The 26617-nt window shown below is 68.6% G+C and carries 26 protein-coding genes and 1 tRNA gene; 7 read left to right on the top strand and 20 right to left on the bottom strand.

The genetic code is table 11. The annotated features are described in order from the left end of the window. Window positions 1-320: 320 nt before the first annotated feature. The 3 genes from gpt to fabI are packed head-to-tail and all read right to left on the bottom strand — an operon-like array spanning window position 321 to window position 2246. Entirely contained in the window at window positions 321-824 is a 504-nt protein-coding gene (gene gpt, locus GY170_RS08340; protein WP_163892049.1) for a xanthine phosphoribosyltransferase, read from the bottom strand. A gap of 13 nt (window positions 825-837) precedes the next feature. After that, entirely contained in the window at window positions 838-1446 is a 609-nt protein-coding gene (locus GY170_RS08335; RefSeq protein WP_163892046.1) for a LysE family translocator, read from the bottom strand. Beyond that, the gene (gene fabI, locus GY170_RS08330) at window positions 1443-2246 is read right to left on the bottom strand and encodes an enoyl-ACP reductase FabI (protein ID WP_163892043.1); all 804 of its coding nucleotides are present in this window, start codon (window positions 2244-2246) and stop codon (window positions 1443-1445) included. The genes GY170_RS08335 and fabI overlap by 4 nt, the downstream gene beginning before the upstream one ends. 133 nt (window positions 2247-2379) lie before the next feature. On the opposite strand from fabI, the gene pdxH reads away from it, so the two are divergent. The 6 genes from pdxH (at window position 2380) to GY170_RS08300 (ending at window position 8728) form a co-directional block, all read left to right on the top strand. Further along, a complete protein-coding gene (pdxH, locus tag GY170_RS08325; RefSeq protein WP_163892040.1) occupies window positions 2380-2985 on the top strand; it encodes a pyridoxamine 5'-phosphate oxidase in 606 nt (201 codons plus the stop codon). Between the two features lie 131 nt (window positions 2986-3116). Then, window positions 3117-3653 carry a cold-shock protein gene (locus GY170_RS08320; RefSeq protein WP_163892037.1) on the top strand — a complete coding sequence of 179 codons (537 nt, stop codon included), beginning with the start codon at window positions 3117-3119 and terminating at the stop codon, window positions 3651-3653. Window positions 3654-3667: 14 nt separating this feature from the next. Further along, window positions 3668-4099 (top strand): DUF192 domain-containing protein, encoded by a 432-nt coding sequence (locus tag GY170_RS08315; protein ID WP_163893782.1) that lies wholly within the window; start codon window positions 3668-3670, stop codon window positions 4097-4099. Between the two features lie 68 nt (window positions 4100-4167). Next, window positions 4168-4244 (top strand) — tRNA-Pro (locus GY170_RS08310). Between the two features lie 555 nt (window positions 4245-4799). Further along, window positions 4800-8441, top strand: coding sequence for a vitamin B12-dependent ribonucleotide reductase (locus tag GY170_RS08305; RefSeq protein ID WP_163892034.1), 3642 nt, complete (start codon window positions 4800-4802; stop codon window positions 8439-8441). A gap of 14 nt (window positions 8442-8455) precedes the next feature. Then, window positions 8456-8728: a hypothetical protein gene (locus GY170_RS08300; RefSeq protein WP_163892032.1), complete on the top strand. Its 273-nt coding sequence runs from the start codon at window positions 8456-8458 to the stop codon at window positions 8726-8728. Window positions 8729-8881: 153 nt separating this feature from the next. Here the strand turns inward: GY170_RS08300 and GY170_RS08295 are convergent, their stop codons facing one another. The 17 genes from GY170_RS08295 to GY170_RS08215 all read right to left on the bottom strand — a co-directional run bounded on the left by GY170_RS08295 (window position 8882) and on the right by GY170_RS08215 (window position 24612). Then, window positions 8882-9196 carry a hypothetical protein gene (locus tag GY170_RS08295; RefSeq protein WP_235924083.1) on the bottom strand — a complete coding sequence of 105 codons (315 nt, stop codon included), beginning with the start codon at window positions 9194-9196 and terminating at the stop codon, window positions 8882-8884. A 185-nt stretch (window positions 9197-9381) separates the two neighbouring features. Further along, window positions 9382-9639 carry a pilus assembly protein PilP gene (locus GY170_RS08290; RefSeq protein ID WP_163892030.1) on the bottom strand — a complete coding sequence of 86 codons (258 nt, stop codon included), beginning with the start codon at window positions 9637-9639 and terminating at the stop codon, window positions 9382-9384. A 342-nt stretch (window positions 9640-9981) separates the two neighbouring features. Continuing rightward, window positions 9982-11499 (bottom strand): amidophosphoribosyltransferase, encoded by a 1518-nt coding sequence (gene purF, locus GY170_RS08285; protein ID WP_163892027.1) that lies wholly within the window; start codon window positions 11497-11499, stop codon window positions 9982-9984. A gap of 728 nt (window positions 11500-12227) precedes the next feature. Next, on the bottom strand, window positions 12228-12791 hold the full coding sequence (locus tag GY170_RS08280; protein ID WP_163892024.1) for a CvpA family protein: 564 nt from the start codon (window positions 12789-12791) through the stop codon (window positions 12228-12230). After that, window positions 12791-14212: a DNA repair protein RadA gene (gene radA, locus GY170_RS08275; RefSeq protein ID WP_163892022.1), complete on the bottom strand. Its 1422-nt coding sequence runs from the start codon at window positions 14210-14212 to the stop codon at window positions 12791-12793. The genes GY170_RS08280 and radA overlap by 1 nt, the downstream gene beginning before the upstream one ends. 374 nt (window positions 14213-14586) lie before the next feature. Beyond that, complete coding sequence (locus GY170_RS08270) at window positions 14587-15024, bottom strand: paraquat-inducible protein A (RefSeq protein WP_163893780.1); 438 nt, start codon at window positions 15022-15024, stop codon at window positions 14587-14589. Beyond that, entirely contained in the window at window positions 15024-15818 is a 795-nt protein-coding gene (locus GY170_RS08265) for a hypothetical protein (RefSeq protein ID WP_163892019.1), read from the bottom strand. The genes GY170_RS08270 and GY170_RS08265 overlap by 1 nt, the downstream gene beginning before the upstream one ends. Further along, window positions 15815-16561, bottom strand: a complete 747-nt coding sequence (locus tag GY170_RS08260; protein ID WP_163892017.1) for an ABC transporter ATP-binding protein — start codon at window positions 16559-16561, stop codon at window positions 15815-15817. Before GY170_RS08260 ends, GY170_RS08265 begins: the two co-directional genes overlap by 4 nt. After that, a complete protein-coding gene (locus GY170_RS08255) occupies window positions 16558-17193 on the bottom strand; it encodes a hypothetical protein (protein WP_163892015.1) in 636 nt (211 codons plus the stop codon). The genes GY170_RS08260 and GY170_RS08255 overlap by 4 nt, the downstream gene beginning before the upstream one ends. A gap of 10 nt (window positions 17194-17203) precedes the next feature. Further along, window positions 17204-17980: an MlaE family ABC transporter permease gene (locus GY170_RS08250; protein ID WP_163892012.1), complete on the bottom strand. Its 777-nt coding sequence runs from the start codon at window positions 17978-17980 to the stop codon at window positions 17204-17206. Between the two features lie 7 nt (window positions 17981-17987). Next, entirely contained in the window at window positions 17988-19028 is a 1041-nt protein-coding gene (gene alr, locus GY170_RS08245) for an alanine racemase (RefSeq protein ID WP_163892009.1), read from the bottom strand. Window positions 19029-19402: 374 nt separating this feature from the next. Next, the gene (locus tag GY170_RS08240) at window positions 19403-20704 is read right to left on the bottom strand and encodes a TRAP transporter large permease (RefSeq protein WP_163892006.1); all 1302 of its coding nucleotides are present in this window, start codon (window positions 20702-20704) and stop codon (window positions 19403-19405) included. Then, entirely contained in the window at window positions 20701-21219 is a 519-nt protein-coding gene (locus tag GY170_RS08235) for a TRAP transporter small permease (RefSeq protein ID WP_163892003.1), read from the bottom strand. The genes GY170_RS08240 and GY170_RS08235 overlap by 4 nt, the downstream gene beginning before the upstream one ends. Window positions 21220-21344: 125 nt before the next feature. Further along, window positions 21345-22436, bottom strand: coding sequence for a TRAP transporter substrate-binding protein DctP (gene dctP, locus GY170_RS08230; RefSeq protein ID WP_163892000.1), 1092 nt, complete (start codon window positions 22434-22436; stop codon window positions 21345-21347). A 21-nt stretch (window positions 22437-22457) separates the two neighbouring features. Continuing rightward, window positions 22458-23333 (bottom strand): amidohydrolase family protein, encoded by an 876-nt coding sequence (locus GY170_RS08225; protein ID WP_163893777.1) that lies wholly within the window; start codon window positions 23331-23333, stop codon window positions 22458-22460. A 2-nt stretch (window positions 23334-23335) separates the two neighbouring features. Then, window positions 23336-23827, bottom strand: coding sequence for a MarR family winged helix-turn-helix transcriptional regulator (locus GY170_RS08220; protein WP_163891997.1), 492 nt, complete (start codon window positions 23825-23827; stop codon window positions 23336-23338). Window positions 23828-23838: 11 nt separating this feature from the next. Continuing rightward, window positions 23839-24612 (bottom strand): crotonase/enoyl-CoA hydratase family protein, encoded by a 774-nt coding sequence (locus GY170_RS08215; protein WP_163893775.1) that lies wholly within the window; start codon window positions 24610-24612, stop codon window positions 23839-23841. Between the two features lie 133 nt (window positions 24613-24745). Between GY170_RS08215 and GY170_RS08210 the strand changes: the two genes are divergently transcribed. After that, window positions 24746-26614: a feruloyl-CoA synthase gene (locus GY170_RS08210; protein ID WP_163891994.1), complete on the top strand. Its 1869-nt coding sequence runs from the start codon at window positions 24746-24748 to the stop codon at window positions 26612-26614. Window positions 26615-26617: the final 3 nt, after the last annotated feature.

Genomic DNA, 26617 nt, shown 5'->3' with positions numbered 1-26617 from the left:
TGCAACCCACCTTCCCGGTGATCCTTGGGCGCATCGCCCGCAGGCGCGGGGGGAGCGTCGGCACGTGGGGTGGCGCTTCTAGGGCTGAACGACGCGCTTTATGGCGCCACCACCTCTTCGCTCGGCACTCAGCGCCAACGGCACCGGAGCGCCAGCCCGCGGGACGGGCCGGCGCTCGCCCTGCGCCTATGGCGCGTACCGGGCGGGGGATGAGCGGAAACGGGGGCACTGTCGCCGTCTTTGTCAGCGCATTGCCTCAGAGGGGGACGGAAATCGCGCGATTTCCGTGCACGAATTCCGCGCGGAATTCGTCTCCGGCGTCAGTCGCGGCCGCGGTAGGGCTCGACGTATTGCAGGGCCATGTCCCAGGGGAAGAAGATCCAGGTGTCCTGGCTCACGCCGGTGATGAAGGTATCCACCATCGCCTCGCCCTTGGGCTTGGCATAGACCGTCGCGAAATGGGCGTTGGGGTAGAGCTCACGCACCACCTCGAGCGTCTTGCCGGAATCGACGAGGTCATCCACCACGAGGATGCCGGTGCCGTCGCCCATCAGCTCGGCGTCCGGTGTCTTGAGCACCTTGGTGTCCGCCTGCGTCTGGTGATCGTAGCTCTTCACGCTGATCGTATCGACGGTGCGGATGTCGAGCTCGCGCGCCACGATCATCGCCGGGGCCATGCCGCCGCGGGTGATGGCGACGACGGCGCGCCACTTGCCCTCGGGCCCGCGCCCGTCGAGGCGCCAGGCCAGCGCGCGGGCGTCGCGGTGCAGCTGGTCCCATGAGACATGGAAGCCCTTCTCGTGGGGCAGGCGATCGGCAGCCATCGGCAGGTCTCCGTCAGGTAAAGGCTATCTTGAGCCCCAGGCCGGCCAAGGCAAGGCCGAAGGCGCGGTCGATCCACGCTTTCACGCGCAGGTAGGCCGCGCGGGCACGGGGCAGGGAGAAGAGGCGCGCAGTGACGATGTACCACAGCGTCTCGTTGAGGAAGATGCCGGCGACGATGGCCGCGCGCCATTCGAGCGGCGTCTCCACCGGCACCAGCCCCACGAAGACGGCGCCGAAGAAGACGGCCGGCTTGGGGTTGGCGATGAAGGTCACGAAGCCCAGCCGCACGGCGGCGAGGGCGGAGCGGGGCTGCGCGCCGGTGACCTCCATCGGATCTCTCGCATGGCGCCAGATCTGCAGGGCGATCCAGAGCAGGATGAGCCCGCCGACCAGCTTCAGCCCGGTGAAGAGCGCCGGCACCAGCTCGAAGAGCAGCGCCAGCCCGGCCATCGCCGCGCAGGCCCAAAGGGCCGCGCCGATGCCGAAGCCGAGCGCCAGCGCCGCCGCGGTGCCGAATCCCTCCGACGCCGCCGTGCGCACGGAGACGAGGAAGGACGGCCCCGGGGAGATCGCCGCGGCGAGGTGGATGCCGAGGATGGTGAAGAAGAGCCCGAGGGTCACTTTTCGATGTCGGGCGCGTCCACCGCCTTCATGCCGACGACATGGTAGCCCGCATCGACATGCAGGCACTCGCCGGTGACGCCGGACCCCATGTCGGACAGCAGGTACAGCGCCGACTTGCCCACATCGGCTGTGGTGACATTGCGGCGGAGCGGCGAGTTGTACTCGTTCCACTTCAGGATGTAGCGGAAATCGCCGATTCCCGAGGCGGCCAGCGTCTTGATCGGGCCGGCGGAGATCGCGTTGACGCGGATGCCGTCCTTGCCGAAATCCTCCGCCATGTAGCGCACCGAGGCCTCAAGCGCCGCCTTGGCGAGGCCCTGGACGTTGTAGTGCGGCATGACCTTCTCGGAGCCGTAATAGGTGAGCGTGAGCATCGAGCCGCCATCGCTCATCATCGCGCCGGCCCGGCGGGCGACGGCGGTGAAGGAATAGACGGAGACATCCATCGAGATGCGGAAATTCTCGCGGCTGGTATCGACATAGCGCCCGCGCAGCTCGCTCTTGTCGGAGAAGGCGATGGCGTGGACGATGAAGTCGAGATGGCCCCACTCGGCCTGCAGCGCCTCGAAGAGCGCGTCGATCGAGGCGTCGGAGCCGACGTCGCATTCATGCACGAAGCTGGAGCCGAGGGATTCGGCCAGGGGCGCCACGCGCTTCTTCAGCGCCTCGCCCTGGTAGGAGAAGGCAAGCTCCGCGCCCGCATCGGCCAGCGCCTTCGCGATGCCCCAGGCAATCGACTTGTCGTTTGCCAGACCCATGATCAGGCCGCGTTTGCCCTCCATCAACCGCTCGACCATGTCACCCTCTTTGTCTTGCTGCGCCCCGTGCACATCCTCTAGGCGATCACCACAGTTGCATCAAGGCTGCGCGCAGGGTCAGCCTTTCTGCCGTATCGGCGTGTGCGAAAAGGGCCGCGCCAAGGAGGTCCAAGTGAGTGAACGAAGCGGAATTTTCGCCGGCGATGACCCGTTCGCGCTGGCACGAAGCTGGCTGGCCGAGGCCGAGGGAACGGAGCCCCGCGATGCCAATGCCATGGCGCTGGCGACGGCGGATGCGCAAGGCCTGCCCGACGTGCGGATGGTGCTTTTGAAGGACATCGAGCCGGGGGCCTTCGTCTTCTACACCAACTACGAGAGCGCCAAGGGGCAGGAGCTGGCGGCCAACCCGCAGGCGGCGCTGGTGCTGCACTGGAAGTCGCTCGGCCGGCAGATCCGGGCGCGCGGCATGGTGACCCGCGAGGACGGGGAGGTGGCCGATGCCTACTACCGCTCCCGTGGGCTGGAGAGCCGGCTGGGCGCCTGGGCGTCGCGCCAGTCCCGCCCGCTGACCAACCGGGCGACCCTCATGGCGGAGGTCGCGAAGGTCGGCCTGCAGAAGGGGGCCAACCCAGATCGCCCCCCGCATTGGGGGGGATTCCGCATCACGCCCCTTGAGATGGAATTCTGGGCAGATGGTAACCACCGGTTGCATGACCGCTTCCGCTGGTCGCGCAAAGGGGTGTCCGACCCTTGGCACATACAGCGTCTCTACCCCTGAACTACCCCTGAAATTCGCGCTTCGTGAAATTTTCCGTGCGCTAAGGGGGTTGATATTGCAACTAGGAACGGGTCAGTTTCTGCGCCAGTTGCATCGGGCGGCTTTATCCACTCGAGCCGCCGGGGACGGGGATGACACAGACAGACGAAAGCGAACGACCCGAAGTCAGCGGGCAGGTGAAATGGTTCGACCCTGCCAAGGGCTTCGGCTTTGTCGTGGCCGATACGGGCGGGCCTGACATCCTGCTCCATGCCAACGTGCTGCGTAATTTCGGGCAGAGTTCGGTGGCGGACGGATCGCAGGTGATGCTGATGGTGCAGCAGACCGAGCGGGGCATGCAGGCGGTGGAGATCATCTCCATCGCGCCGCCCCGCACCCCGGTCTCCACCGTGCTGGCCGATCTTGCGGTGCTGGACCCCGAAGAGCTGGCCTCCCGGCCGCTGGAGCCGGCGCGCGTGAAGTGGTTCGACAAGGGCAAGGGATTCGGGTTTGCCAATGTCTTCGCCATGGGCGACGATGTGTTCATACACGTCGAGGTCCTGCGCCAATCGGGCCTCGCCGATCTTTTGCCCGGTGAAGCGGTGTGTCTCAGAGTGATCGAAGGCAAGCGCGGCCGGATGGCGACAGAGGTGCTGCCTTGGGATACGGCCGTCAAAGAACTGGGCTGAGCGCCCTCCTGATCATGCTCGCCGGCGCGGCGCAGGCGGTGACCTGCGCCGAGGACCGGGTGATCGTCTCCGGCGACTGGGGGCAGGCCGCCTTCCGCGCCGAGATCGCCGATGAGCCGGCGGAGCGCTCGCAGGGGCTCATGAACGTGCCGCAGATGGGGACGATGGAGGGCATGCTCTTCGTCTATCCCGAGCCGACGCACGCCACCTTCTGGATGCGCAACACGCTCATCCCGCTCGACATGCTGTTCTTCGACGAGACGGGCACGCTGACGGCGCTCCACGAGAACGCCGTGCCGATGGACGAGACGACCATCGATGGCGGGCAGGGCGTGCAATACGTGCTGGAGATAAACGGCGGCATGGCCCGACGTCTCGGCATCGAGGAGGGGGACCTGATGGCCCACCCGGCGCTCGGCGAGGACGCGGCGCTGGCCTGCGAGTAGAGCCGGCCCGCGAGGCGGGACGGGCGGCTTTGCAAACGCGGCCGGCCCGCGTATGAGAGCGGCCAAGTCGGGGCGTAGCGCAGCCTGGTAGCGCATCTGCTTTGGGAGCAGAGGGTCGCAGGTTCGAATCCTGCCGCCCCGACCATTCCACCCCCCTTCAATTCCGAATCGCGATATCTGGTGCCCCGGGCTTGCCCGTGGCATTCCCACTACAGGTGCCCTCCTTTTGGGCAGTGCCCACCATCCCTTGTGTGAGCCCCCAGCCGGTTGAAGAAGCTTCTCAGCGACGCGCCGCAACCGCCTGCGGTGCTTGGGCTTCCGTCCCCGGGGGCCGCTGCGGATGAACCTGTGGACAAGTCGAGGGCGACTCCCGCACGACTCGGGCGAGCCTCCGTCAAGGCGATTTTGGGGGGTTCGGCCGTGAAAATTCCGTTGACCTCGGCCCCGACTTTCGGCCAGCTAGTGGGCGTCGGCTAGCGACACCACAAGATGTTGTGGCCGCAGAGCGAGAGCAGGGGACGACCCCGAACATCAAGGGACTGGGCCGGTACATGGCCCGACCGGCCCGAGCCGCGCCCCGAGGGGCGCGCCGGCCCGCACCTTGCGTCTCTCGCCCACGGATGTTGGGCGCGCGGATCCTCCGCGCCCCGGGACGAGACCGGACGGGCAGCAGGCCCGCGTTGCGAATGAGGCTGGGAAAATGAAGATCGACCGCATGTTCACCGAGGCTGGCGCCGACGCCTACGAGGGCATCGACTTCCGCCTGACCTCTTCGGAGATCCGCAATCCCGACGGGAAGGTCGTCTTCAAGCTCGCCGATTGCGAGGTTCCCGCCGCGTGGAGCCAGGTCGCCTCGGACGTCATCGCGCAGAAGTACTTCCGCAAGGCCGGCGTGCCTTCGAAGGTGAAGCGCGTGCGCGAAGCCGGCGTGCCGAAGTTCCTGTGGCGCTCCGTCCCCGCCGAGGGGGCCGAGATGGGCGGCGAGACCTCCGCCCGGCAGGTCTTTGACCGCCTCGCCGGCGCCTGGGCCTACTGGGGCTGGAAGGGCGGCTACTTCACCAACGAGGCCGACGCCCGCGCCTATTACGACGAGATGCGCCACATGCTCGCCGCGCAGGTCGCCGCGCCGAACTCGCCGCAATGGTTCAACACCGGCCTGCACTGGGCCTACGGCATCGACGGGCCGGCGCAGGGGCACAGCTTCGTCAATCCTCAGTCGGACAAGGTGGAGAAGTCCACCTCCGCCTACGAGCGCCCGCAGCCGCATGCCTGCTTCATCCAGTCGGTGAAGGATGACCTCGTCAACGAGGGCGGCATCATGGACCTGTGGGTGCGTGAGGCGCGCCTCTTCAAGTACGGCTCCGGCACCGGCACCAACTTCTCGTCGCTGCGCGGCGAGGGCGAGGCGCTGTCGGGCGGCGGCAAATCCTCGGGCCTCATGGGCTTCCTCAAGATCGGTGACCGCGCGGCGGGCGCCATCAAGTCGGGCGGCACCACGCGCCGGGCCGCGAAGATGGTCATCGTCGACGCCGACCACCCCGATATCGAGCAGTTCATCGAGTGGAAGGTGCTCGAGGAGCAGAAGGTCGCGGCCCTGGTCGCTGGCTCCAAGATGCACGAGAAGCGCCTCAACGGCATCTTCGCCGCCATCAAGGCCTGGGACGGAAAGGTCGAGGACGCCTACGACCCCGCCGTGAACGCGGCCCTGAAGGATGCCGTCCGTCAGGCCAAGCGCGATGCGATCCCCGAGACCTACATCAAGCGCGTGCTCGATTACGCGCGGCAGGGTCACGACAGCATCGAGTTCCCCACCTACGACACCGATTGGGACAGCGAGGCCTATTCCTCGGTCTCCGGCCAGAATTCCAACAACTCCATCCGCGTGACCGACGCCTTCCTGAAGGCCGTGCAGGACGATGCCGATTGGCATCTGATCAACCGCACGACGGGCGAGGTCGCCAAGACCGTTCCGGCCCGCGAGCTCTGGGACAAGATCGGCCACGCCGCATGGGCCTGCGCCGACCCGGGCATCCAGTTCCACGACACCGTCAACGCCTGGCACACCTGCCCGGAGGACGGCCCGATCCGCGGCTCCAACCCGTGCTCGGAATACATGTTCCTCGACGATACGGCCTGCAACCTGGCCTCGATGAACCTGCTGACCTTCCTCGATGGCGATGAGTTCGCGGTCGAGCGCTACATCCACGCCACCCGCCTGTGGACGGTGACGCTGGAAATCTCCGTGGCCATGGCGCAGTTCCCGAGCGAGGAAATCGCGCGGCTGTCCTACGACTTCCGCACCCTCGGCCTCGGCTATGCCAATATCGGCGGCCTGCTGATGAACATGGGGCTGAGCTACGACAGCGACGGCGGCCGCGCGATGGCCGGCGCCCTGACGGCGATCATGACCGGCACCGCCTATGCCACCTCGGCCGAGATGGCCGGTGAGCTCGGCGCCTTCGCCGGCTACAAGCGCAATGCCGAGCACATGCTGCGCGTCATCCGCAACCACCGCACCGCCGCCTACGGCAAGACCGAGGGCTACGAAGGTCTCGCGGTGAAGCCGGTCGCGCTCGACAACGGCAACTGCCCCGACCCGCGCCTGCGCCAGCTGGCCGAGAAGGCCTGGGACGAAGCGCTGCAGCTGGGCGAGAAGCACGGCTACCGCAATGCGCAGGTCTCCGTCATCGCGCCGACCGGCACGATCGGCCTCGTGATGGATTGCGACACCACGGGCATCGAGCCGGACTTCGCGCTGGTGAAGTTCAAGAAGCTCGCCGGCGGCGGCTACTTCAAGATCATCAACCGCTCGGTTCCGGCGGCGCTGGAGCGGCTCGGCTACTCGGCCATGCAGATCCAGGAGATCATCGACTACGCCGTGGGCCGCAAATCGCTGGCCGATGCGCCGGCGCTCAGCCACACCGCGCTGATCGGCCACGGCTTTGGCCAGGCCGAGCTCGACAAGATCGAGGCGGCGCTGCCGTCGGCCTTCGACATCCGCTTCGTCTTCAACCAGTGGACGCTGGGCGAGGCCTTCTGCCGCGACACGCTCGGCATCCCCGCCGCCAAGCTGGCGGACCCGACGTTCGACCTCCTCCGTCACCTCGGGTTCACCCGGGCGGACATCGAGGCCGCGAACGACTGGGTCTGCGGGACGATGACGCTGGAGGGCGCGCCGCACCTCAAGGACGAGCACCTCTCCGTCTTCGACTGCGCCAACCCCTGCGGCAAGAAGGGCAAGCGCTACCTCTCCGTGAAGAGCCACATCACCATGATGGCGGCGGCGCAGAGCTTCATCTCTGGCGCGATCTCCAAGACCATCAACATGGCGAACACGGCCAGCATCGAGGATTGCCAGAAGGCCTACGAGCTGTCCTGGAGCCTCGGCGTGAAGGCCAACGCGCTCTACCGCGACGGCTCCAAGCTCAGCCAGCCGCTCGCCTCGGCCCTGATCGAGGATGACGAGGAGGCCGAAGAGGTGCTGGAGACGGGCACGCCCGCCGCCCGCGCCCAGGTGCTGGCCGAGAAGATCGTCGAGAAGGTCATCGTGAAGGAGGTTGTCCGCTCCCATCGCGAGAAGATGCCCCAGCGCCGCAAGGGCTACACCCAGAAGGCCATCGTCGGCGGCCACAAGGTGTACCTGCGCACCGGCGAGTATGGTGATGGTTCCCTTGGGGAAATCTTCATCGACATGCACAAGGAAGGCGCCGGCTTCCGCGCCATGATGAACAACTTCGCCATCGCGGTGTCCGTCGGCCTGCAATACGGCGTGCCGCTGGAGGAGTTCGTCGACGCCTTCACCTTCACCAAGTTCGAGCCGGCCGGCATGGTGCAGGGCAACGAGGCCATCAAGTCGGCCACGTCGATCCTCGACTACGTCTTCCGCGAGCTGGCGGTGTCCTACCTCGACCGGACGGACCTCGCCCATGTCGCCCCCGAAGGCGCCAGCTTCGACTCGCTGGGGCAGGGGGAAGAGGCGAAGGTGGATGCCAACCTCGCCCCGGTGACGGAGAGCGCGGCCTACAAGAGCCTCGAGGTGCTCAAGCAGATCAGCTCCACGGGCTACCTGCGCAAGCGCCTGCCGCAGGAGCTGGTGGTGCTGCAGGGCGGCGCGGCCGTCTCGCTCAACGGCACCAACGGCGCGCAGGCCGCGCAGAGCCTCTCCGGCATCGAGCCGCGCACCACGACGCTGGCCGCCACGACGCAGATCTCCGCACGCGACAAGGCCCGGATGCAGGGCTACGAGGGCGACCCCTGCGGCGAGTGCGGCAACTACACGCTGGTCCGCAACGGCACCTGCATGAAGTGCAACACCTGCGGCGGGACGTCCGGCTGCAGCTGACAGAAGGCGAGGCGATGCGCACCACGGTCAATGGCCGGTTCACCGGCGGCGGGAGAAGCGTCGAGGTCTCGGCGCCGCTGATGACCCTGGCCTCCGGCGAGCGCATCGCCTACGTCTCGCCCCCCTCCAAGGCCGTGCGCGGCTGGCTGGAGGAGGGCACCGCCTTCGCCTTCGAGAGCGAGCATCCGGGTGACATCGTCACCCCGCTCCTCTGGGGGCAGGCGGCGCCGGAGTGGCGGGTGAGCGGCACCTACGTCGACCTCTACGAGGTGGCGGTGGAGAATTGAGATCCCCGGCGCGTGCGCGCGCCACCTGGGGGACGCGGGTCGGGCCGCAGGCAAACAAACTCGAGCGGTGAATCATTGAGCCCGGTCAGCGAAACTAAGAGGCGCCCCTAGCGGGCGCCTTTTTTCTTGGGGGTGAGGCTGTCGGGCAGGGGGCTAGGGCCGGGAGGTGCCGGGGCGGTCGTCGGCCTCGGGGTCATCGTCAGCCGGGCTGTCGGGGTCGGTCGCGGGCTCTTCCTGAGCCACGGCGACGTCCGGGTCGCGGTAGGTCGAGGGGTCGTAGTCGTCGATCTGGTAGCCCTCCTCGTCGCCGATCCCGGTGATGTAGGTCGTCCCCGTCTCCTCGTCGTAGGTCAGCCCGTAGTTGGCTTTGCCGCCGGACTTGTAGCGTCGGTACTCGTGGATGCCGGCATAGATGAAGGCGAGCGTGAACGGGGTGATGAGGGCCCAGGCTATCAGTTGAGCTGTCATGAAACAGGCTCTCCTTTCTGCCGCTTAAAGAGGGCCAATGCGTCAGGCCCGGGACAGTTGCATCCTGTCCCGGGCCGGCGCCGCGCGCGGCGGCAGGCGGGCGGGGCCGCTTGCCACCATGGATGCCCGGGGTTCCGGGAGCGTGAAGGCCACCGCGGGCCCGTGGGAGTCGGGAGGCGCGTCCCTCAGCCGATCATGCCCAGCGTCACCTCCTCGCCGGCACGGGCGAAAGTGATCTGGCCGTCACCGATGGAAAGGACCTCGCCGGCCCCCGTCTCGTCGCCGGGGGTGACTCGGGCGATGGTGCCATCGGAGAGGCGCAGCAGCGCCGCGCCGCCTTCGGGCGCCGAGAAGGTGCCGAGGAGCAGCAGGCCGCTCTCGGGCAGCTCGGTGGAGATCGTGGCGGCCGCAGCCACCTCGGGGGTCGTCGTCTGTTCGCTCATGTCGCTCGGGTCCGTTCGCAAAGTGCCCGCCCCGGCCGGCCCGCCGGGCGAGGCGGGAGAGGCCGGAACGGGCTCTGGGGAAGAGCCCGCCTCTTGCCAAGGGCGGCGGGCGGAGGGAAGGGGCCGAGACTCCATGCGCGCCCTTCTGCCAGTGACGCAAGGGTGCGGTGTGCAGCCTCCTGCCGACGCACGATCATGTGCATTGCGGGGGGCGGAGGCGGCCCGGTGACGAGGCCCGCACCAGCGGTTGCACCGGCCCCGCGGCCTGCCTAGCGTCCCCCGGCAGGGGCGGGATGCAGCAGATCGAGGAGGAGACGCTGGCCGCGCTGGCCGGCTGAGGCGCTACTCGGCGGCCGTCTTCAGCTGGAAGCCCTGCTCGATCATGTCCGCCGGCTCGATGGGGTACTCGCCGGAGAAGCAGGCGTCGCAATATTGCGGCTGCGCCGGGTCACGCCCGCCCGACTCACCCACGGCGCGGTAGAGCCCGTCGAGGGAGATGAACTTCAGCGAATCGACGTTGAGATGCTGGCGCATCTCCTCCTCGCTCATCGTCGCGGCGAGCAGCTTCTCGCGCTGGGGTGTGTCGACGCCGTAGAAGCAGGGCCAGGCGGTGGGCGGCGAGGCGATGCGGAAGTGCACCTCCGCCGCGCCGGCATCGAGGATCATCTCCTTGATCTTGCGCGTCGTGGTGCCGCGCACGACCGAGTCGTCCACCAGCACGACCCGCTTGCCGCGGATCAGCGCCCGGTTGACGTTGAGCTTGAGCCGCACGCCCATGTTGCGGATCTGCTCGGAGGGCTCGATGAAGGTCCGCCCCATGTACTGGTTGCGGATGATGCCCATGCCGTAGGGGATGCCGCTCTCGGCGGAGTAGCCGATGGCTGCCGGCGTGCCCGAATCGGGCACCGGGCAGACGAGATCGGCGTCCACGGGTGCCTCGCGGGCCAGCTCGCGGCCGATGGATTCGCGGGTCTCGTAGACCGAGCGGCCGCCGAGGATCGAATCGGGGCGCGAGAAGTAGACATGCTCGAAGATGCAGAAGCGCGACGACTTCTGGCGGAAGGGGAAGTAGCTCTCGACGCCGGTGTCGGCGGAGATGACGACCATCTCGCCGGGGGCGATGTCACGGATGAAATCCGCCCCGATGATGTCGAGCGCGCAGGTCTCCGACGCGAGGATCCAGCCGTCGCCGTGGCGGCCGAGCACGAGGGGGCGCACGCCGCGCGGATCGCGGCAGCCGATCAGCTTGGTGCGAGTCATGGCGACGATGGAGAAGGCGCCCTCCGTCTTGCGCAGGGCCTCCTCGACACGGTCGGGGATCGAGCGGCCCATGGAGCGGGCCATCAGGTGGATGATGCACTCGCTGTCCGACGAGCTCTGGAAGATCGAGCCGCGCTCGATCAGCTCGCGCCGGAGCGAGGCGGCGTTGGTGATGTTGCCGTTATGGGCCAGCGCGGCGCCGCCCATGGAGAACTCGCCGAAGAAGGGCTGCACGTCGCGGATCGCCGTCTGCCCCTTGGAGCCGGCGGTGGAGTAGCGCACGTGGCCGATGCCGATCTCGCCGGGCAGCGTGGCCATCACCTCCGACGAGGTGAAGTTGTCGCGGACGATTCCCATGCGGCGGGCGGAGTGGAAGCCCGTCTCTGTGTCATGGGTGACCATACCGCAGGCCTCCTGCCCGCGATGTTGCAGGGCATGCAGGCCAAGGGCGACGAAGTTCGCGGCATCGGCGACGCCGACAATGCCGAAGACGCCGCATTCCTCCTTCAGCTTGTCATCGTCGAAGGGATGCGCGGGCGCAGGATGGGGCAAGGGAAATGCTCCGACTCTCTGGGGCAGCTGCGCGTGGCATAGCCGCATCCGGAGGCGCTGTCACGGAACGATCATGTTCGGCGGCAAGAGACCGCGAGATTGGGCGGGGCTGACACATTGCTGGGCGGTTGGTGGGTGGGGAGGCGGTGACTTGAGTGCAGTGGTAGGGGCGAACATGCGGCCGGTGGACCTGGGTGCGCCCCTTGGAGGCGGGCCAGGTCTCAACCAGCGCTGCCCTCGCACGCCGGCCCGTGGGGTGGCGCACCAACGGGGCCGCTGCGCGCTTTATGCCAGCCAAGTCCCTCCCCGCGGCGCGCTCAGCACCAAGCTCAGCCAGAGCGCCAGCCCGCCGGGACGGGCCGGCGCTCGCGCGGCGCCTGCGGCTTGATTCCGCGCGGGGGAAAGAGCGGCCGAGTCTCCGGAGCCCTGGCCCCGAGCGGGTCTCGTAGGGTGGGTTTCCAACCCACCATCCCCGGCGCGCCACAAGCGCTGCGCTCTCACGCCGGCACGTGGGGTGGCGCTGCAACGGTCGTGCGACGCGCTTTATGCCGGCCACGCCCCTCGTCGCGGTAAGCGGAGCACCCAGCCCAGCCAGAGCGCCAGCCCGCGGGGACGGGCCGGCGCTCGCGCGGCGGCCTGCGGCCTTGATTCCGCGCGCAGAGAAAGCGGCGAGGTCGGGCCTCAAGGGACGCTGTTTCAGCCGGGGAGCATCCCGGCAGACGCTGCCCCTGACGGATCGAGAATGGGGAGAGCGGCAACAGCCGCTCCCCGGCTCCTCAGATCGGCTCGCCGGTGCAGGCCACGACCAGCTCGGCGTATTGCAGCTGGAACCAGCCGAGGGCGTTCTCCGGGTTCTGCTCGGCGATGGAGCCGGTCAGGCGGGAGAAGACGGCGGCGGCGCGGCTGTCTTCCACCATCGGCACGGCCTGCGCGGAGAGGACCGTCTCGTAGACGAAGAAGGCCACCGCCACGAGCAGGATGCCGCGGGCCACGCCGAAGAGGAAGCCGAGCCCCTGGTCCACCCCGCCGAGCGCCGAGCGCTGGACGAGCGAGGAGAAGAGCGGCGTGAACAGCGAGAAGACGATCAGCGCCAGCGCGAAGACGGCGAAGAACGCCGCGATCACCGCCAGCTCGCAGCTGTCGCCGATGAAATCGCCCACGACGGGGATCTGCTCGACCAGCGGGCGCATCTCGTCGGCGAAGATGAAGGCCAGCATCGCGGCGCCGATCCAGGCGGCGATGGCGAGCGCCTCGCGCACGAAGCCGCGGGAATAGGCGAGCAGGGCCGACAGGATGATGATGATCGCGACGACGCCGTCGATCAGGGTGAAACCGTCCATCAGCTCTCCTGCCTGTGCCCGGGCGCCGCCTCGGGCGCCGCGGGAGCCTCGCCTGACGCTTCGCCGAACATCTCGGCGACGAAGCTGGCGATCTCGTCCATGTCCCTCAGGCGCATCTGCGTGCGCCCGGCGCCGCCCCGGCGACTGAGCCTCGGCAACGCCGCCGAGGTGAAACCAAGTTTCTGCGCTTCTTTCAACCGATTTTCGGTCTGCGGCACAGGGCGGAGCGCGCCGGAGAGGCTGATCTCGCCGAAAAAGACACACAATGACGGGAGCGGCCGCCCCTCGCGGGCCGAAAGGAGCGCCGCGGCGATGGCCAGGTCGGCCGCCGGCTCGGTGATCCGAAGGCCGCCCGCGACGTTGAGATAGACGTCATGCCCGGCGAAGGAGATGCCCGCCCGCGCGTCCAGCACCGCCAGCAGCATGTTGAGCCGCCCCGCATCGAGCCCGAGGACGGAGCGGCGCGACTGGCCGGGCGGGGCGGGGGCGACGAGGGCCTGGATCTCGCAGAGGAGCGTGCGCGTCCCCTCGATGCCGGCGAAGACGGCGGTGCCGGGCACTTCCGCCTCCCTGTCCGAGAGGAAGAGGGCGGAGGGATTCTTCACCTCCGCCAGACCCTTGCCGGTCATTTCGAAGACGCCGATCTCGTCCGCGGGGCCGAAGCGGTTCTTCACGGCGCGCAAGAGGCGGAAGGCATGGCCGCGCTCGCCCTCGAAGTAGAGGACCGTGTCGACGAGGTGCTCGATGACCCGGGGGCCGGCCAGCGCGCCTTCCTTGGTGACGTGGCCGACGAGGATGAGCGCGGAGCCCCGGCGCTTGGCGAAGCTCACCAGCTCCTGCGCCACGGCCCGCAGCTGGGAGACGGAGCCGGGCGCCGCGTCCAGCCCGTCGTGCCAGATGGTCTGGATGGAATCGATGATGACGAGGCCGGGCGGCGCGGCATCGAGCGTCGTGAGGATGTCGCGGAGGTTCGTGGCGGCGGCGAGTTTCACCGGGCTCTCGGCGAGGCCGAGGCGCCGGGCGCGCAGCTGGATCTGCGCCGCCGATTCCTCGCCTGAGACGTAGAGCACCTCCATGCCGCCACGCGCGAAGCGGGCGGCGGCCTGCAGCAGCAGCGTGGACTTGCCGATGCCGGGATCGCCGCCGAGCAGGATGGCGGAGGCGGCGACGAGCCCGCCGCCCAGCACCCGGTCGAGTTCCGCCACGCCGGCAGCGGTGCGCGGGGCCTCCTCCGCCTCGCCGCCGAGATCGGTCAGCTCGAGCCGGCTGCCGCGCGCGGCCAGCTTCTTGGCGCCGGGGCCCTGCGAGAGGGCGCCCTGCTCGACGAGCGTGTTCCACGCCCCGCAGGCGTCGCACTGGCCCGACCACTTGGCGTGGGCGGCACCGCAGGCGGAGCAGACGAATGGGGCATCCTTGGCCATGCGCCCTTTTGGCAGGGGCAGGCGGCGGCGTCCATGCGGGGGGTGTGACGTTTGGGTGGGCAGGGAGGGGTATGGGGACACCCGGCCGGAGCTGTTCCCCAGCCCGGTGCGCGCCAAAGGCGCAGGGCGAGCGCCGGCCCGTCCCGCGGGCTGGCGCTCCGGTGACGTTCGCGCGGAGGTCTGAGCGGGGAGGTGGTTGCACCATAAATCAAGGGGCGGGATCATCGGGGCGCCACCCCCGGGCCGGCGCTCGCCCTGCGCCGGCAGGCGTTTGCGTGGGTGGTGATGGGGAGGTGGGTTGGAAACCCACCCTACGAGGGTGCGCGGGCGTCGAAACGTCCGCCCCAGGACTCCGGGCACCGTAGGGCGGGTTTTCAACCCACCTTTGCCTCCCGCGCGCTCATCGCCGACACCGCCAGGGAGCCGAGGATGCAGCCGGTGAAGAGCCACAGCCCCCATGCCGTCTCCACCCGGCCCACGCCGATGCCCTTGGCGATGGCGATGTAGAGCGCGATCAGGAAGACGTCCCCCATCGCCAGCCGCCCCAGCCAGAGGAGCGGGCGATGCACCGCGCCCGAGAGCAGGCCGAACTGGATCAGCGCCAGCCCCACCACCTTCAGCATCGGCGCCACCAGCGCGAAGAAGGTCACCAGCAGCGCCAGCGCCACGTCGCTCTCCCAGAGCGATTGCAGGCCCGAGATCACCGAGATCTCCGCCAGCCCGAAGAGCGGCAGCACGCCGGCCCGCATCAGGGGCGCGAACCACGAGAGCGGGAAGAGCACCAGGAGCGCGAGGTTGGCGGCCTTCAGGATCATCCGCGCCGCTCCTGCGCCAGCGCCCAGAGCCGCTCGTCCAGCGCGTTGTGCTCGGCGAGGAACTCCCGCATCCGCTCGGTGCGGAAGACAGCGCGGTCGAAGCGCGAGCGGGAGGCGTTGTGGCGGGGCAGGGGCGGCGCCTCCGCCCCGGTCATGGCGCGGAAGGCCGGCGCGATGTCGCTGCCGAGGCCGAGGCCGGCGAAGGTGGCGAGGGCCTCCGGCATCGCCTCTACCGGCGTCTCGCGGCCTTCGGGCATCAGGTAGTCGGCCTGGAGGTTGAGAAAGAGCGTGTGGTGCAGGGCGAGGAAGGGGATCACAGCCTCGGGATCGCTGTTGTCCGCCGCGCGGATCTGGCGGGAGAGGTCGCGGAAGAAGGGCGGGTAGCGGCGAAAGCGCAGCCAGCCCCGCTCGTGGATCTCGATCCACCACTGGTAATGGGAGGCCACCTGCTCCGTCGGGTCGCGCAGCACGGAGACCCAGCGCGGGCTCCGCCCCGCCACCGCCGCCATCGGCGCGAAGCGGCGGCGCTGGATGTGGCCGGAGGCCCAGCGGGCCTCTCGCAGGAGGCGGGTCAGCTTCTCCGGCTCGCCCTCGTAATGCCCGGCGTGGGGCAGCCCGCCGCCCATGGAGGGGCCGAGCCGGCGCAGCAGCACCGAATTGTCGCGCAGCGGCGCCGGCAGCGCCCGCCAGGCGGGGGCGAAGGGGCCGGAGGCGTGATGGGCGACGAGGGCGGCGTTGAGCGTCGAGCCCGCCGTCTTCGGCACGTGGATGAAGACGGGCAGGTCGCTCATCGGATCGTCTCGATCGGCCCCTCCGCGGCGCCGGTGACGAACTGGCGCAGGTACGGGTCCTCCGCCGCATCCATCGCCGCCACGGGGCCGCGCCAGCGGATCTTGCCGGCGTGCAACATCGCCACCTCGTCGGCGATGGCGCGGACGGAGGCCATGTCATGCGTGATGGTGATCGCGGTGGCGCCCATGTCCGTCACGATGCCGCGGATGAGATCGTTGATCACCCCCGCCATGATCGGGTCGAGCCCCGTCGTCGGCTCGTCGAAGAAGATCACCTCCGGGTCCGCCGCGATGGCCCGGGCGAGGGCGACCCGCTTCTGCATGCCGCCCGAGAGTTCCGCCGGGTGCCGCTCCGCCACGTCGGGGCCGAGGCCGACGCGGGCCAGCTTGTCCACCGCCCGCTCGCGGGCAGCAGAGCGGGAGAGGCGGCCGGGGCCGCGCAGCAGGCGGAAGCAGATGTTCTCCCACACGGGGAGCGAATCGAAGAGCGCGCCGCCCTGGAAGAGCATCCCGAAGCGGGAAAGGAAGGGGCCGCGCCGCCGCGCATCGAGCGGCGCGCCCTCGTAGAGGATGCGGCCCGCGTCCGGCGCCTCCAGCCCGAGGATGCACTTGAGCAGCACCGACTTGCCGGAGCCGGAGCCGCCGATGACCACCAGCGACTGCCCCTTCGGCACCTCCAGCGAGACACCGCGGAGGACGGCGTTGGGGCCGAAGCTCTTGTGGACGTCCTGCAGGGCGATCATTTGGTTTCATCATCAGGAGGAGGAAGCTTCTTCTTCTCTTCTGGGCCCTCAATGAGATCGACTTCTCGTGTCCCTGACTTCGCAATCCCTTTCAGTTCGACCAGCCGATCGGTAATAGGCTTAAGGTCCTTGCCAAATTTATTAACTGAGTCTCCGATCTCAGAGGCGGCGCCCAAAACCACCTGAAGTATCCCCTTGGACCTGAGAAACTCTGTTTCTATGGCAGAGACCTTCCGCAAGAGCCTTACTTTCTTATTCTCGTCGTACTGCGGATTCTCGTTAACGATGGCTCTGATCTGGGCGCAGAGCTCAAGCGCTCTCTCGTGATGGTCACCGTCGACTTCGAACAGAGCAATTTCTTCCGTGTTGAAATCGACCCGGACATCTCGTTTTGGCACTTCGTCCATGCCCGCTTTTGCAAGATACAGGCCGCGGATTCTCGCGAGCGCATATCGCCGCTCAGGTGCAGTGGTAGGGATCTCCTCGAACACCTCCGAGCACGTCCGAAGCAATAGGCTCGAGCGATCGGAGATTGTGGCACTTAGCAAGCCGTGAAGCTCAGCCAAATCTTGCACATCCGGCGTGTCGAGGCCGACTAGTTCCTCAATTCTTCGTTTAATGTCGTATTCCATGCGTCGACTCTTACCCCGAGAAGAACACCCCTGTCAGCGCAAAGTTCGCGGCGAGGATGGCGACGGCGGCGGCGACCACCGAGCTCTTCGTCGCCCGCCCGACGCCCTGCGCCCCGCGGGCGGAGGTCATCCCGTACCAGCAGCCCATGAGAGCGGCGAGGAAGCCGAAGGCGGCGCCCTTGGTGAGGGAGGAGACGATGTCGAGCGTCTCGAGGAAGCTCCACGTGTTGGCGATATAGGTCGAGGCGTTGAAGCCCAGCCGCTCCACCGCCACCAGCTGGCCGCCGAGGATGCCGATGGCGTCTCCCACCGCCACCAGCCCCGGCACCGTCAGCGTCGCCGCGAGGATGCGGGGGGTGACGAGGTAGCCCATGGGCGAGGTGGAGAGGGTGACGAGCGCGTCGATCTGCTCGGTGACCTTCATCGTCGCGATCTCGGCGGCGATGGAGGAGGTGACGCGGGCGGCGATCATCAGGCCAACCAGCACGGGGCCGAGCTCACGCACCATGCCGACGGCGACGATCTGCGGCACGAACTGCTCGGCCGAGAAGCGCGTGCCGCCGGCGTAGATCTGCAGCGCCAGCGCGCCGCCGGTGAAGAGCGCCGTGAGGCCGACGACGGGCAGCGAGAGCCAGCCGATCTGGAGGAGCGCGGCGGCGAAGGCACGCATCTGGAAGGGCGGGCGCACGAGGCCGGCGAGGGCGTGGCCGGTGAAGATGGTCAGCTGGCCGATGGCGGCCAGCAGCGCCAGCACCCTGGCGCCGAGGCCGGCGAGGGCGCGGATCATGCCGGCCTCATGAGCGGGCGTAGCGGCGCTGGTAGCGCGAGCCGAGGGAGGTCAGCACCTCGTAGCCGATGGTGCCGGCGGCGTCGGCCACGTCGTCGATCCGCGATTCCGGGCAGATCAGCGACAGGTATTCCGGGTCACGCCCGAGATCTGTGACATCGACGGTGATCAGGTCCATCGAGACGCGGCCGACGGCGGGGCAGGGCGCGCCGTCGTACCAGAGCGTCAGGCCGCCGCCGGAGGCGCTGCGCAGCATGCCGTCGGCATAGCCGCAGTTGATCGTGGCCAGCCGCGTCTCCCGCTCCGCCTGCCAGGTGTTGCCGTAGCCCACGACCTCGCCGGCGGTGAGGGTGCGGCACTGCACCACGGGCAGGTCCAGCCGGGCGGCGGGCTGCGCCTCCTCGAAGGGCAGGCCGCCGTAGAGGCCGATGCCGGGGCGGGTGAGATCGAAGTGGTAATCGGGCCCGAGAAGGATGCCGCCCGTCGCCGCCAGCGAGCGCCGCACGTTCGTGCCGTCTGTCATCTGGCGGAAGAGGTCGAGCTGGTAGGGGTTCATCGGGTGGTCCGGCTCGTCGGCACAGGCGAGGTGCGACATGAGCAAAGAGGCGCCGGCGCCGAGGGCGATCTCGGCCACGGCGGACCATTCCTCCCACTCCATGCCGAGCCGGTTCATGCCGGTATCGAGCTGGATGCCGAAGGGGTGGCCCGGCAGGGCCTCCACGTGCATCGTCAGCTGGTCGATGGAGTTGATGAGCGGCACGAGGCCGAGGTCACGGATCATCTCGGTATCGCCGGCCATGTGGCCGGAGAAGACATGGATCGTCGCCTCCTCGCCGAGGATGGCGCGCAAGGGCACCGCCTCTTCCGCGACGGCGACGAAGAAGGAGCGGGCGCCGGCCCGGGCCAGCTCACGCGCCACCTGCTTGGCGCCGAGGCCGTAGCCATCGGCCTTGACCACAGCGCCCGTCTCGCCCTTGCTCATGGAAGCAAGCGCCCGCCAGTTATCGGCAATCGCGTCGAGGCGGATGGTCAGAAGGCCCGTACTCATGGGCTTCCTTCTGACAGGTGGGGCGGCCCCGTCAAGCCCGGCCCGGAGGCGCGGGCGCACCCCCGCCGGCAGTCCCCGGCACGCCGGGGTCGGCCCTGGGAGGGGCGCCGGGGATGCCGGGCTGAAGCCCCGTCTAAGGGTCGCCCCTTTCGGTGCCCGGGTCGAGCTGTTCCCCGCCCGGTACGCGCCAAAGGCGCAGGGCGAGCGCCTGCCCGTCCCGCGGGCTGGCGCTCTGGCGGAGCTTGGTGCTCAGCGGGCCGCGGGGAGGGGCTTGGCGGGCATGAAGCGCACCGCGGCGCCGTCGAAGCGCCACCCCACGGGCAGGCGCTCGCCCTGCGCCTGCCAGCGGTGCGAGAGGGGCGGCGGAGCCCCGCTCAGTTCATCAGGGCCGGCAGGAAGAGCACGATGGAGGGGACGGCGATCGCGAGGGCGACGACGAGGAGGTCGGCCAGCATGAAGGGCAGGACACCCGCGAAGACCTGCGTGACGCTCACGTATTTGCCCGCCACGTTCTTGATGACGAAGACGTTCATCCCCACCGGCGGCGTGATCATCCCGATCTCCAGAAGCTTGACCACCAGCACGCCGAACCAGACGAGCGAGATCTGCTGCGCCTCCAGCACCGGCAGGAAGACGGGCAGGGTGACGAGCATGGCGCCGAAGGGCTCCATGAAGGTGCCGAGGGCGAGGTAGATGGCGACGATGATCAGCATCAGGCCGAGGTAGCTGAGATCCGCCCCCGCCACGGCCTGCGCGATGAAGTTCGACAGGCCCGAGATGCCGAGGAAGCGGGTGAACATCGTCGCCCCGATGCCGATGATCAGGAGCGAGCCGGTGGTCGTCACCGTCTCCAGCAGGGAGTTCTTGATGGCGGTGCGGTTCAACGTCCCCGTCGCGGCGGCGAGCAGGACGGTGCCGAAGGCGCCGACGGCCCCCGCCTCCGTCGCCGTGAAGAGGCCCGAGAAGAGGCCGCCGAAGACCAGAAGCACCAGCAGTGCCACGGGCAGGACCTTGGCGAGCGCCTTGACACCCTGATGGTCGGACATCTCGGTGCGCGACGGGATGACATCGGGCCGCAGCCAGCAGATCGCCAGCACCACAAGGCAGTATGAGATGGCGGTGATGACGCCGATGGAGATGCCGCCGACGAAAACCTGCGTGATCGAGGTCTCGGCGATGACGCCGTAGATGATCATCAGGATCGAGGGCGGGATCAGCGCGCCGATGGTGCCGCCCGCGGCGATGCATCCCGCCGCGATGGAGGGGCGGTAGCCGGCCTTGACCATCTCGGGGATGGCGATGCGCCCCATCGCCGCCGAGCAGGCGAGCGAGGAGCCGGAGACGGCGGCGAAGCCCGAGCAGGCGAAGATGGAGGAGATGGCGAGCCCCCCGGGCAGGCGCGAGAGCACGACCTTGGCCGCCTCGAAGAGCCCGCCGGTCATGCCCGTGTGGAAGGCGATGAAGCCCATCAGCAGGAACATCGGCACGGCCGACATCGTCCAGCTGGCGACGAAGGAATAGGGGGTGTTGGCAAGGATGCCGATGGCGGGGTTCAGCCCGATCAGCGACCAGATGCCCCCGAAGGAGACGGTGATGAGCGCCAGCGCCACCGGCAGGCGCAGGACGAGCAGGAGCGCCAGGATGGCGATGCCCCAGAGGCCGACCTCGACGTTCATTCCCGGGCCATCCCCAGCGCATCGGCGGCGCGGGGGCTGACCAGCCCCCAGGCGGTGAAGAGACAGGCCACGGCGGCGAGGGAGAAACCCACCGCCGGGATGAAGTAGCTGTGCCAGACCTCGAACTGCAGGCTCACCAGCTCCACGAAGGTGCCCGAGCGGGCCTCCTTCAGCGCCTTGGGCCAGGCGCCCCAGGCGAGGGCGACGTAGACGAGGGAGGCGACGATCATGACCACGACGTCGGACTGGCGGCGCAGCCGGTCGGTCATGGCGAATTCCAGAAGCTCGACGGAGATCATCTGCCGGCGCAGCTCCAGCCAGGCCAGCGGCAGGAAGGCGATGCCGGTCATGTAGTAGCGGGCCACGATCTCCGGCGTCGTGTTCATCGCGATATTGAAGAGATTGCGCAGGGCCACGTCGAGGCAGATGTGCAGCATCATCGCCACCACCGCCGCCGTGCCCACGTAGGCGAGCGCGCGGCTCACCCCTCCTGCCAGCTTCGCCAGCGCCTGCATGTCGTCCCTATCCCCTTGAAGGCCTGGCCCCTTGACGGCCTGGCCCCGTGAAGGCTTGAGCCCTTTTGGGCTCATGGCCCCGTGAAGGCCCCCGGCCCGCGCGTGGCGGGCCGGGGGCAGCCGCTTTACATGCCGTAGGTCGACAGATCGACGTTGGCCCAGATTTCCTCCTGGGCACGGGCGGCCAGAGCCTCGGGGTCATTGCCGACCTCCTCGACGATGGCCGTCCACTTGTCGACGAGCGCCGCGAAGTCGGCGGCCAGCTCGTTCTCGCCGGTGCGGGTGGCGATATCCTCTTCCGCGAAGGCGTTGGAGGCATCGAGGAAGGCCTGATCGGGCTGGATCACCTCGATGTTCTCGTTCGCCTCGACGGCCTCGGTCGCCTCGGCCGGCAGCTGGAAGGCCCAGCGGTCAGTCAGCTGCGGGTCACCGCGGTTGGCGGCGGCGACGAACTGCTCGCGCTGCTCGAGGCTCATCCCCTCCCAGGTGTCCAGCGACGTCGTGAAGTTGGACGTCACGTGGTAGGTGCCGAGCGGGATCATGGTGACGTACTCGGCCACGTCGATCAGCCGGTAGGAGAGCATGTCGACGATGGAGGCCATGGTGCCGTCGATGGTGCCCTGGCTCATCGCCTCGAACTGGTCGCCGACGGCGATGTTCACCGGCGTCGCGCCGAAATGCTCTGCCCAGCGCGAGTAGGGGGCGCCGCCGGAGCGCAGGCGCAGGCCCTGCAGGTCTTCCGCCGTGCGGACGGGCGTCGTCGTCAGCAGGACGTAGACGTCGGACGAGCCGGCGCCGAGGAAGACGGAGCCGAAATTCTTGAACTCCTCCTGGCAGGGCTCGCAGTTGACGCCGAACTCCGTCATCGCCCAGGCCATGGCATGGGGATCGCGGCCGAGGAGCGCGAGGTCACCGGCGACGCCCGTCTGCGGGAAGTCAGCGGCGAAGTAGAGCGGCAGCCCGTTCGCCACGTTGGCGAGGCCGGATTGCAGCGCGTCCTTCACCTGCGGCAGGGCCACGACTTCCGGCCCGAGGATGGTGCCGGTCATCTCTCCACCTGATTCCTCGGCGAGGAATTCGGCGAAGTGCTCGTACATGTAGTAGGCGGGGTGGGCTGGCGGCGCGGCCGGAGCCAGCCGCAGTTCCTGAGCCACGGCGGCGCTTCCTCCGAGCATCGCCGCGACCGTCATCAGCCCGATCACTTTCTCTTTGAACATGTGGTCCTCCCTGGATTGCGTTCAAAGCTTCAATAGTCGTCTCGCGTTCTCCTTCAGGATCTTCGGGATCACGCTTTCCTTCATCTCCAGCTTCTCGAAATCGGCGAGCCATCGGTCCGGCGTGATCGCCGGCCAGTCGGAGCCGAAGAGCATCTTGTCCTGCAGGATGGAGTTGCAGTACCGCACGAGGATCGGCGGGAAGTATTTCGGCGACCAGCCGGAGAGGTCGATGTAGACGTTCGGCTTGTGCGTCGCGACGGCCAGCGCCTCTTCCTGCCATGGGAAGGAAGGGTGGGCCGCGATGATCGGCATGTCGGGGAAGTCCACCGCGACATCGTCGAGATACATCGGGTTGGAATACTTCAGCTTCATCCCCATGCCGCCGCGCATCCCCGCGCCCACGCCCGTCTGCCCGGTGTGGAAGAGCGTGATCGCGCCTTCCTCGGCGATGGCCTCGTAGAGCGGGTAGCACCAGCGCTCGTTGGGATAGAAGCCCTGCATGGTCGGGTGGAACTTGAAGCCCCGCACACCGAACTCGCGCACCAGCCGCCGTGCTTCGCGCGCACCGGCGCGGCCCTTGGCCGGGTCGATGGAGGCGAAGGGGATCAGCACGTCGCTGTTCTCGGCGGCGATCGTCGCCACCTCCTCGTTGGAATAGCGGCGAAAGCCCGTCTCGCGCTCGGAATCCACCGGGAAGATCACCGCGCCGATCTTGCGCTCGCGGTAATAGGCGGCGGTGTCCTGCACGGAAGGGAGCATCCCCTCCTTGCCGGCGGGGTTCTTGAAGTAATTGGCCATGCCGGCCTGGAACTCGTCGTAGCCGTCGTCACGGTGGCCGCAGCAGGGCTCCTCGGCATGGGTGTGGATGTCGATGGCGCGCAGGTCGTCGATATTCATGCTCATCTGCGCCACTCCGATGTGCCGCAATACTTGGTCAGCAGGGCGGCGAGCTGGCGCTTCTCCTCCGGGGTGAGGTCGGTGTCGTTGTAATTGTCGGCGCCGAAGAAATCGGCCTGCCGCTCCTCCACGAAGGCGAGGCCCCGCTCCGTCAGCGACAGTTCCACCGAGCGGCGGTCGCCGTCGGGGATGTGGCGGGCAATGATGCCCTGTCCCTCGAGCCGGCGGATGATCTTCGTCATGTGTGCGGGCTTCACCTGCAGCTTGTGCGCCAGGACGCCCTGCCGGATGCCGGGGTTGAGGTTGACGACCCAGAGGATCGAGAACTCGCCGGGCTTGAGATCCAGATGGCCGAAGCGGGCATAGAAGCGCTCGAAGTTGCGCAGCTGCGCGATGCGCAGCATGAAGCCGAGCGAGGTGGCGAGGGCCCCGAGCTCGACATGCTCGACGTGCTCGTCTCGCTCGTCCACGGGGGTGATCTGCGGCGCGCCCATCGATCAGCCCCTCATGCCCGGCGGCTCGGCGCGGTGACCTTGCCGGCCCGCTTTTCGAGGAAGGCGCGCAGCCGCTCCTCCGCCTCCGGCGTCGTGGCCGAGAAGGAGGAGATGAAGCTCTCGACGAAGAGCCCGTCATCGCGGCTCATCGCCTGGATGCGGGGCAGGGCGTTGATGACGGCGTAGTTGGAGAAGGCGGCGTTGGCGGCGGCCTTGGTCGCCAGCTCCACCGCCGTCTCCAGCGCCTGCCCCTCGGGGACGACGTATTGCACGAGGTTCCACCGCTCCGCCGTCTCGGCATCGACCGAGCGGCCGGTGAGCATCATGTCGGTCATCCGCGCCACGCCCATCAGCCGCGCCGTGCGGACGGAGCCGCCGCCGCCGACGAAGATGCCGCGCGTGCCCTCGGGCAGCGCGAAGAAGGCGCTCTCGTCCGCCACGCGCACATGCGCGGCGCTCGCCAGCTCCAGCCCGCCGCCGACGACGGCGCCGTGCAGGGCGCAGAACCAGGGCAGGGAGCCGAACTCCAGCAGCGTGAAGACGTCATGCCACTTGCCGCTGCCCTCGACGCCTTCGAGCGGCGTCTTCTGGACGTGCTCGGCGAGGTCGAGCCCGGCGCAGAAGTGATTGCCGTGGCCATGGATCACGCCGGCCTTCGCCTCGGCCCGGGCGCGCAGCACCGCCTGCTCGATCTGGCCCACGAACCGGTCGGAGATGGCGTTGCGCTTCTCGGGCCTGTTGAGGCCGATCAGCGCGACGTCGCCGCGCAATTCGTAAGTCACCATGCTGTCGGCGGTACCGTCGCTCACCCGTCACTCCATCGTTTGTCCCGGCGACCTTAGACGCCGGTATTTTCCTTGTAAACTAATTCCGCGTGTTCGATAGTTCGCGCCGAGGAGAGAGAGAGGGAGGCTTGCGATGTCCGATGAGGCGCCGATGCGCGCGGTGGAGCTGTGGGAGCCGAAGATCGGCACGCAGACACGCCCCGACGGCACCACGCTCGTCTGGCGGGAGGACCCTCTGGGCCCTTACCCCGAGCGGCTGTCCGACCGGATCCTCCACTGGGCCGAGGTGGCCCCGGGCCGCCCCTGGATGAAGGAGCGGGCGGCGGATGGCGGCTGGGTCTCGATGACCTATGGCGAGCTGGCGGAGGCAATGGCGAGGGTCGGCACGGCGCTGCTGGACCTCGGGCTCACGGTCGAGCGGCCGCTGATGATCCTCTCCGGCAACTCGCTGGAGCACGCCGTCGCGGCCCTCTCGGCGCAATACGTGGGCATCCCATCTGCCGCGGTGGCGCCGGCCTATGCGCTGGTCAGCCAGGATTATGCCAAGCTGCGCGACATCGCGGGGCAGATCACCCCCGGCGCCGTCTTCGTGAAGGAGGCGGGGCCCTTCGCCAGGGCGATCTCCGCCGTCTTCGACGCGGACGTCCCGGTCATCGCGATGGAGGGCGAGGTGCCCGGCCGCGTGACGCATCGCTGGGCGGAGCTGATGGGGACCCCCGCGACCGAGGCGGCGGAGGCGGCGCGGGCCGCGACGGGGCCCGACACGGTTGCCAAGTTCCTCTTCACCTCCGGCACCACGGGTTCGCCCAAGGCCGTCATCCAGACGCAGCGGATGCTCTGCGCCAACATGGAGCAGGTGCTCGACTGCTACGCCTGGCTGCGGGGCGAGCCTCCCGTGCTGGTGGACTGGGCGCCGTGGAACCACGTGGCCAGCGGCACCAAGGTCTTCAACATCGCGCTCTATAACGGCGGCACCTTCCACATCGACGCCGGCAAGCCGACGCCGGACGGCATGAAGGAGACGATTCGCAACCTGCGCGAGATCGCGCCCACGTGGTATTTCAACGTCCCCGCCGGCTTCGAGATGCTGATCGAGGCGATGGAGAGGGACGACGCCCTGCGCGAGACCTTCTTCTCCCGCGTGAAGATGCTGCTCTATGCCGGCGCCGGCATGGCCGGCCACACCTGGCGGCGGCTGGAGGAGCTGGCGGTGCAGACCATCGGGCGCAAGGTGCTGATGAGCGCCGGCCTCGGCTCCACCGAGACGGCGCCCTTCGCGATCTTCTGCACCGAGCCGCAGCCGGGGCCCGGCAATTGCGGCGTGCCGGCGCAGGGCGTGGTGCTCAAGCTCGTCCCCTCCGGCGACAAGCTGGAGGCGCGCTTCAAGGGGCCGAACGTGACGCCGGGCTACTGGCGGGCCGAAAAGCTCTCCGCCGATGCCTTCGACGAGGAGGGCTACTACTGCATGGGCGACGCGCTGCGCTTCGCCGTGCCGGGCAAGCCGGAGGAGGGCTTCTTCTTCGACGGGCGCATCGCCGAGAACTTCAAGCTGCGTACCGGCACATGGGTCGCCGTGGGCGCGCTGAGGGCCAAGCTGATCGACGCGATGGACGGGTTGATCCGCGATGCCGTCATTGCCGGCGAAGATCAGGAGGAGCTGGGCGCGCTGCTCATCCCCTTCCGCCCCGGCATGGAAAAGCTGGTGGAGGGCGGTGGCTCGCTGACCGACGAGGCGCTCTTCGCGCACCCCGCCGTGATGTCTCGCCTCGCTGAGCTGCTGGGGAAGCATGCGCAGGACGCCACCGGCTCCTCCAGCCGGGTGATGCGGGCGCTGGTGCTGACGGAGCCGCTCCGGCTCGACGCCGGGGAGGTGACGGACAAAGGGTCCGTCAACCAACGCGCTGTACTGCGTCATCGAGGCGCGGCGGTGGAGGCGCTCTACGGCGAGGGGCCGGAGGTGATTCACGCCGGGACACCGGCGCGCGAGGCAAAGGCGAGGTAACGC

This window comes from Pseudoroseicyclus tamaricis (assembly GCF_012070395.1).
Taxonomy (GTDB): Bacteria; Pseudomonadota; Alphaproteobacteria; order Rhodobacterales; family Rhodobacteraceae; genus Pseudoroseicyclus_A; species Pseudoroseicyclus_A tamaricis.
The sequence above is the reverse complement of the archived record's forward strand: the minus strand, read 5'-3'. Positions and strand labels throughout refer to the sequence as shown.

Coding starts and splice junctions, on each gene's coding strand:
- gpt (WP_163892049.1), bottom strand. CDS start 824: ATGGCTGCCGATCGCCTGCCCCACGAGAAGGGCTTCCATGTCTCATGG.
- fabI (WP_163892043.1), bottom strand. CDS start 2,246: ATGGTCGAGCGGTTGATGGAGGGCAAACGCGGCCTGATCATGGGTCTG.
- GY170_RS08320 (WP_163892037.1), top strand. CDS start 3,117: ATGACACAGACAGACGAAAGCGAACGACCCGAAGTCAGCGGGCAGGTG.
- GY170_RS08315 (WP_163893782.1), top strand. CDS start 3,668: ATGCTCGCCGGCGCGGCGCAGGCGGTGACCTGCGCCGAGGACCGGGTG.
- GY170_RS08305 (WP_163892034.1), top strand. CDS start 4,800: ATGAAGATCGACCGCATGTTCACCGAGGCTGGCGCCGACGCCTACGAG.
- GY170_RS08300 (WP_163892032.1), top strand. CDS start 8,456: ATGCGCACCACGGTCAATGGCCGGTTCACCGGCGGCGGGAGAAGCGTC.
- GY170_RS08295 (WP_235924083.1), bottom strand. CDS start 9,196: ATGACAGCTCAACTGATAGCCTGGGCCCTCATCACCCCGTTCACGCTC.
- GY170_RS08290 (WP_163892030.1), bottom strand. CDS start 9,639: ATGAGCGAACAGACGACGACCCCCGAGGTGGCTGCGGCCGCCACGATC.
- purF (WP_163892027.1), bottom strand. CDS start 11,499: ATGCGGCTATGCCACGCGCAGCTGCCCCAGAGAGTCGGAGCATTTCCC.
- GY170_RS08280 (WP_163892024.1), bottom strand. CDS start 12,791: ATGGACGGTTTCACCCTGATCGACGGCGTCGTCGCGATCATCATCATC.
- radA (WP_163892022.1), bottom strand. CDS start 14,212: ATGGCCAAGGATGCCCCATTCGTCTGCTCCGCCTGCGGTGCCGCCCAC.
- GY170_RS08265 (WP_163892019.1), bottom strand. CDS start 15,818: ATGAGCGACCTGCCCGTCTTCATCCACGTGCCGAAGACGGCGGGCTCG.
- GY170_RS08260 (WP_163892017.1), bottom strand. CDS start 16,561: ATGATCGCCCTGCAGGACGTCCACAAGAGCTTCGGCCCCAACGCCGTC.
- GY170_RS08255 (WP_163892015.1), bottom strand. CDS start 17,193: ATGGAATACGACATTAAACGAAGAATTGAGGAACTAGTCGGCCTCGAC.
- GY170_RS08250 (WP_163892012.1), bottom strand. CDS start 17,980: ATGATCCGCGCCCTCGCCGGCCTCGGCGCCAGGGTGCTGGCGCTGCTG.
- alr (WP_163892009.1), bottom strand. CDS start 19,028: ATGAGTACGGGCCTTCTGACCATCCGCCTCGACGCGATTGCCGATAAC.
- GY170_RS08240 (WP_163892006.1), bottom strand. CDS start 20,704: ATGAACGTCGAGGTCGGCCTCTGGGGCATCGCCATCCTGGCGCTCCTG.
- GY170_RS08235 (WP_163892003.1), bottom strand. CDS start 21,219: ATGCAGGCGCTGGCGAAGCTGGCAGGAGGGGTGAGCCGCGCGCTCGCC.
- dctP (WP_163892000.1), bottom strand. CDS start 22,436: ATGTTCAAAGAGAAAGTGATCGGGCTGATGACGGTCGCGGCGATGCTC.
- GY170_RS08225 (WP_163893777.1), bottom strand. CDS start 23,333: ATGAATATCGACGACCTGCGCGCCATCGACATCCACACCCATGCCGAG.
- GY170_RS08220 (WP_163891997.1), bottom strand. CDS start 23,827: ATGGGCGCGCCGCAGATCACCCCCGTGGACGAGCGAGACGAGCACGTC.
- GY170_RS08215 (WP_163893775.1), bottom strand. CDS start 24,612: ATGGTGACTTACGAATTGCGCGGCGACGTCGCGCTGATCGGCCTCAAC.
- GY170_RS08210 (WP_163891994.1), top strand. CDS start 24,746: ATGTCCGATGAGGCGCCGATGCGCGCGGTGGAGCTGTGGGAGCCGAAG.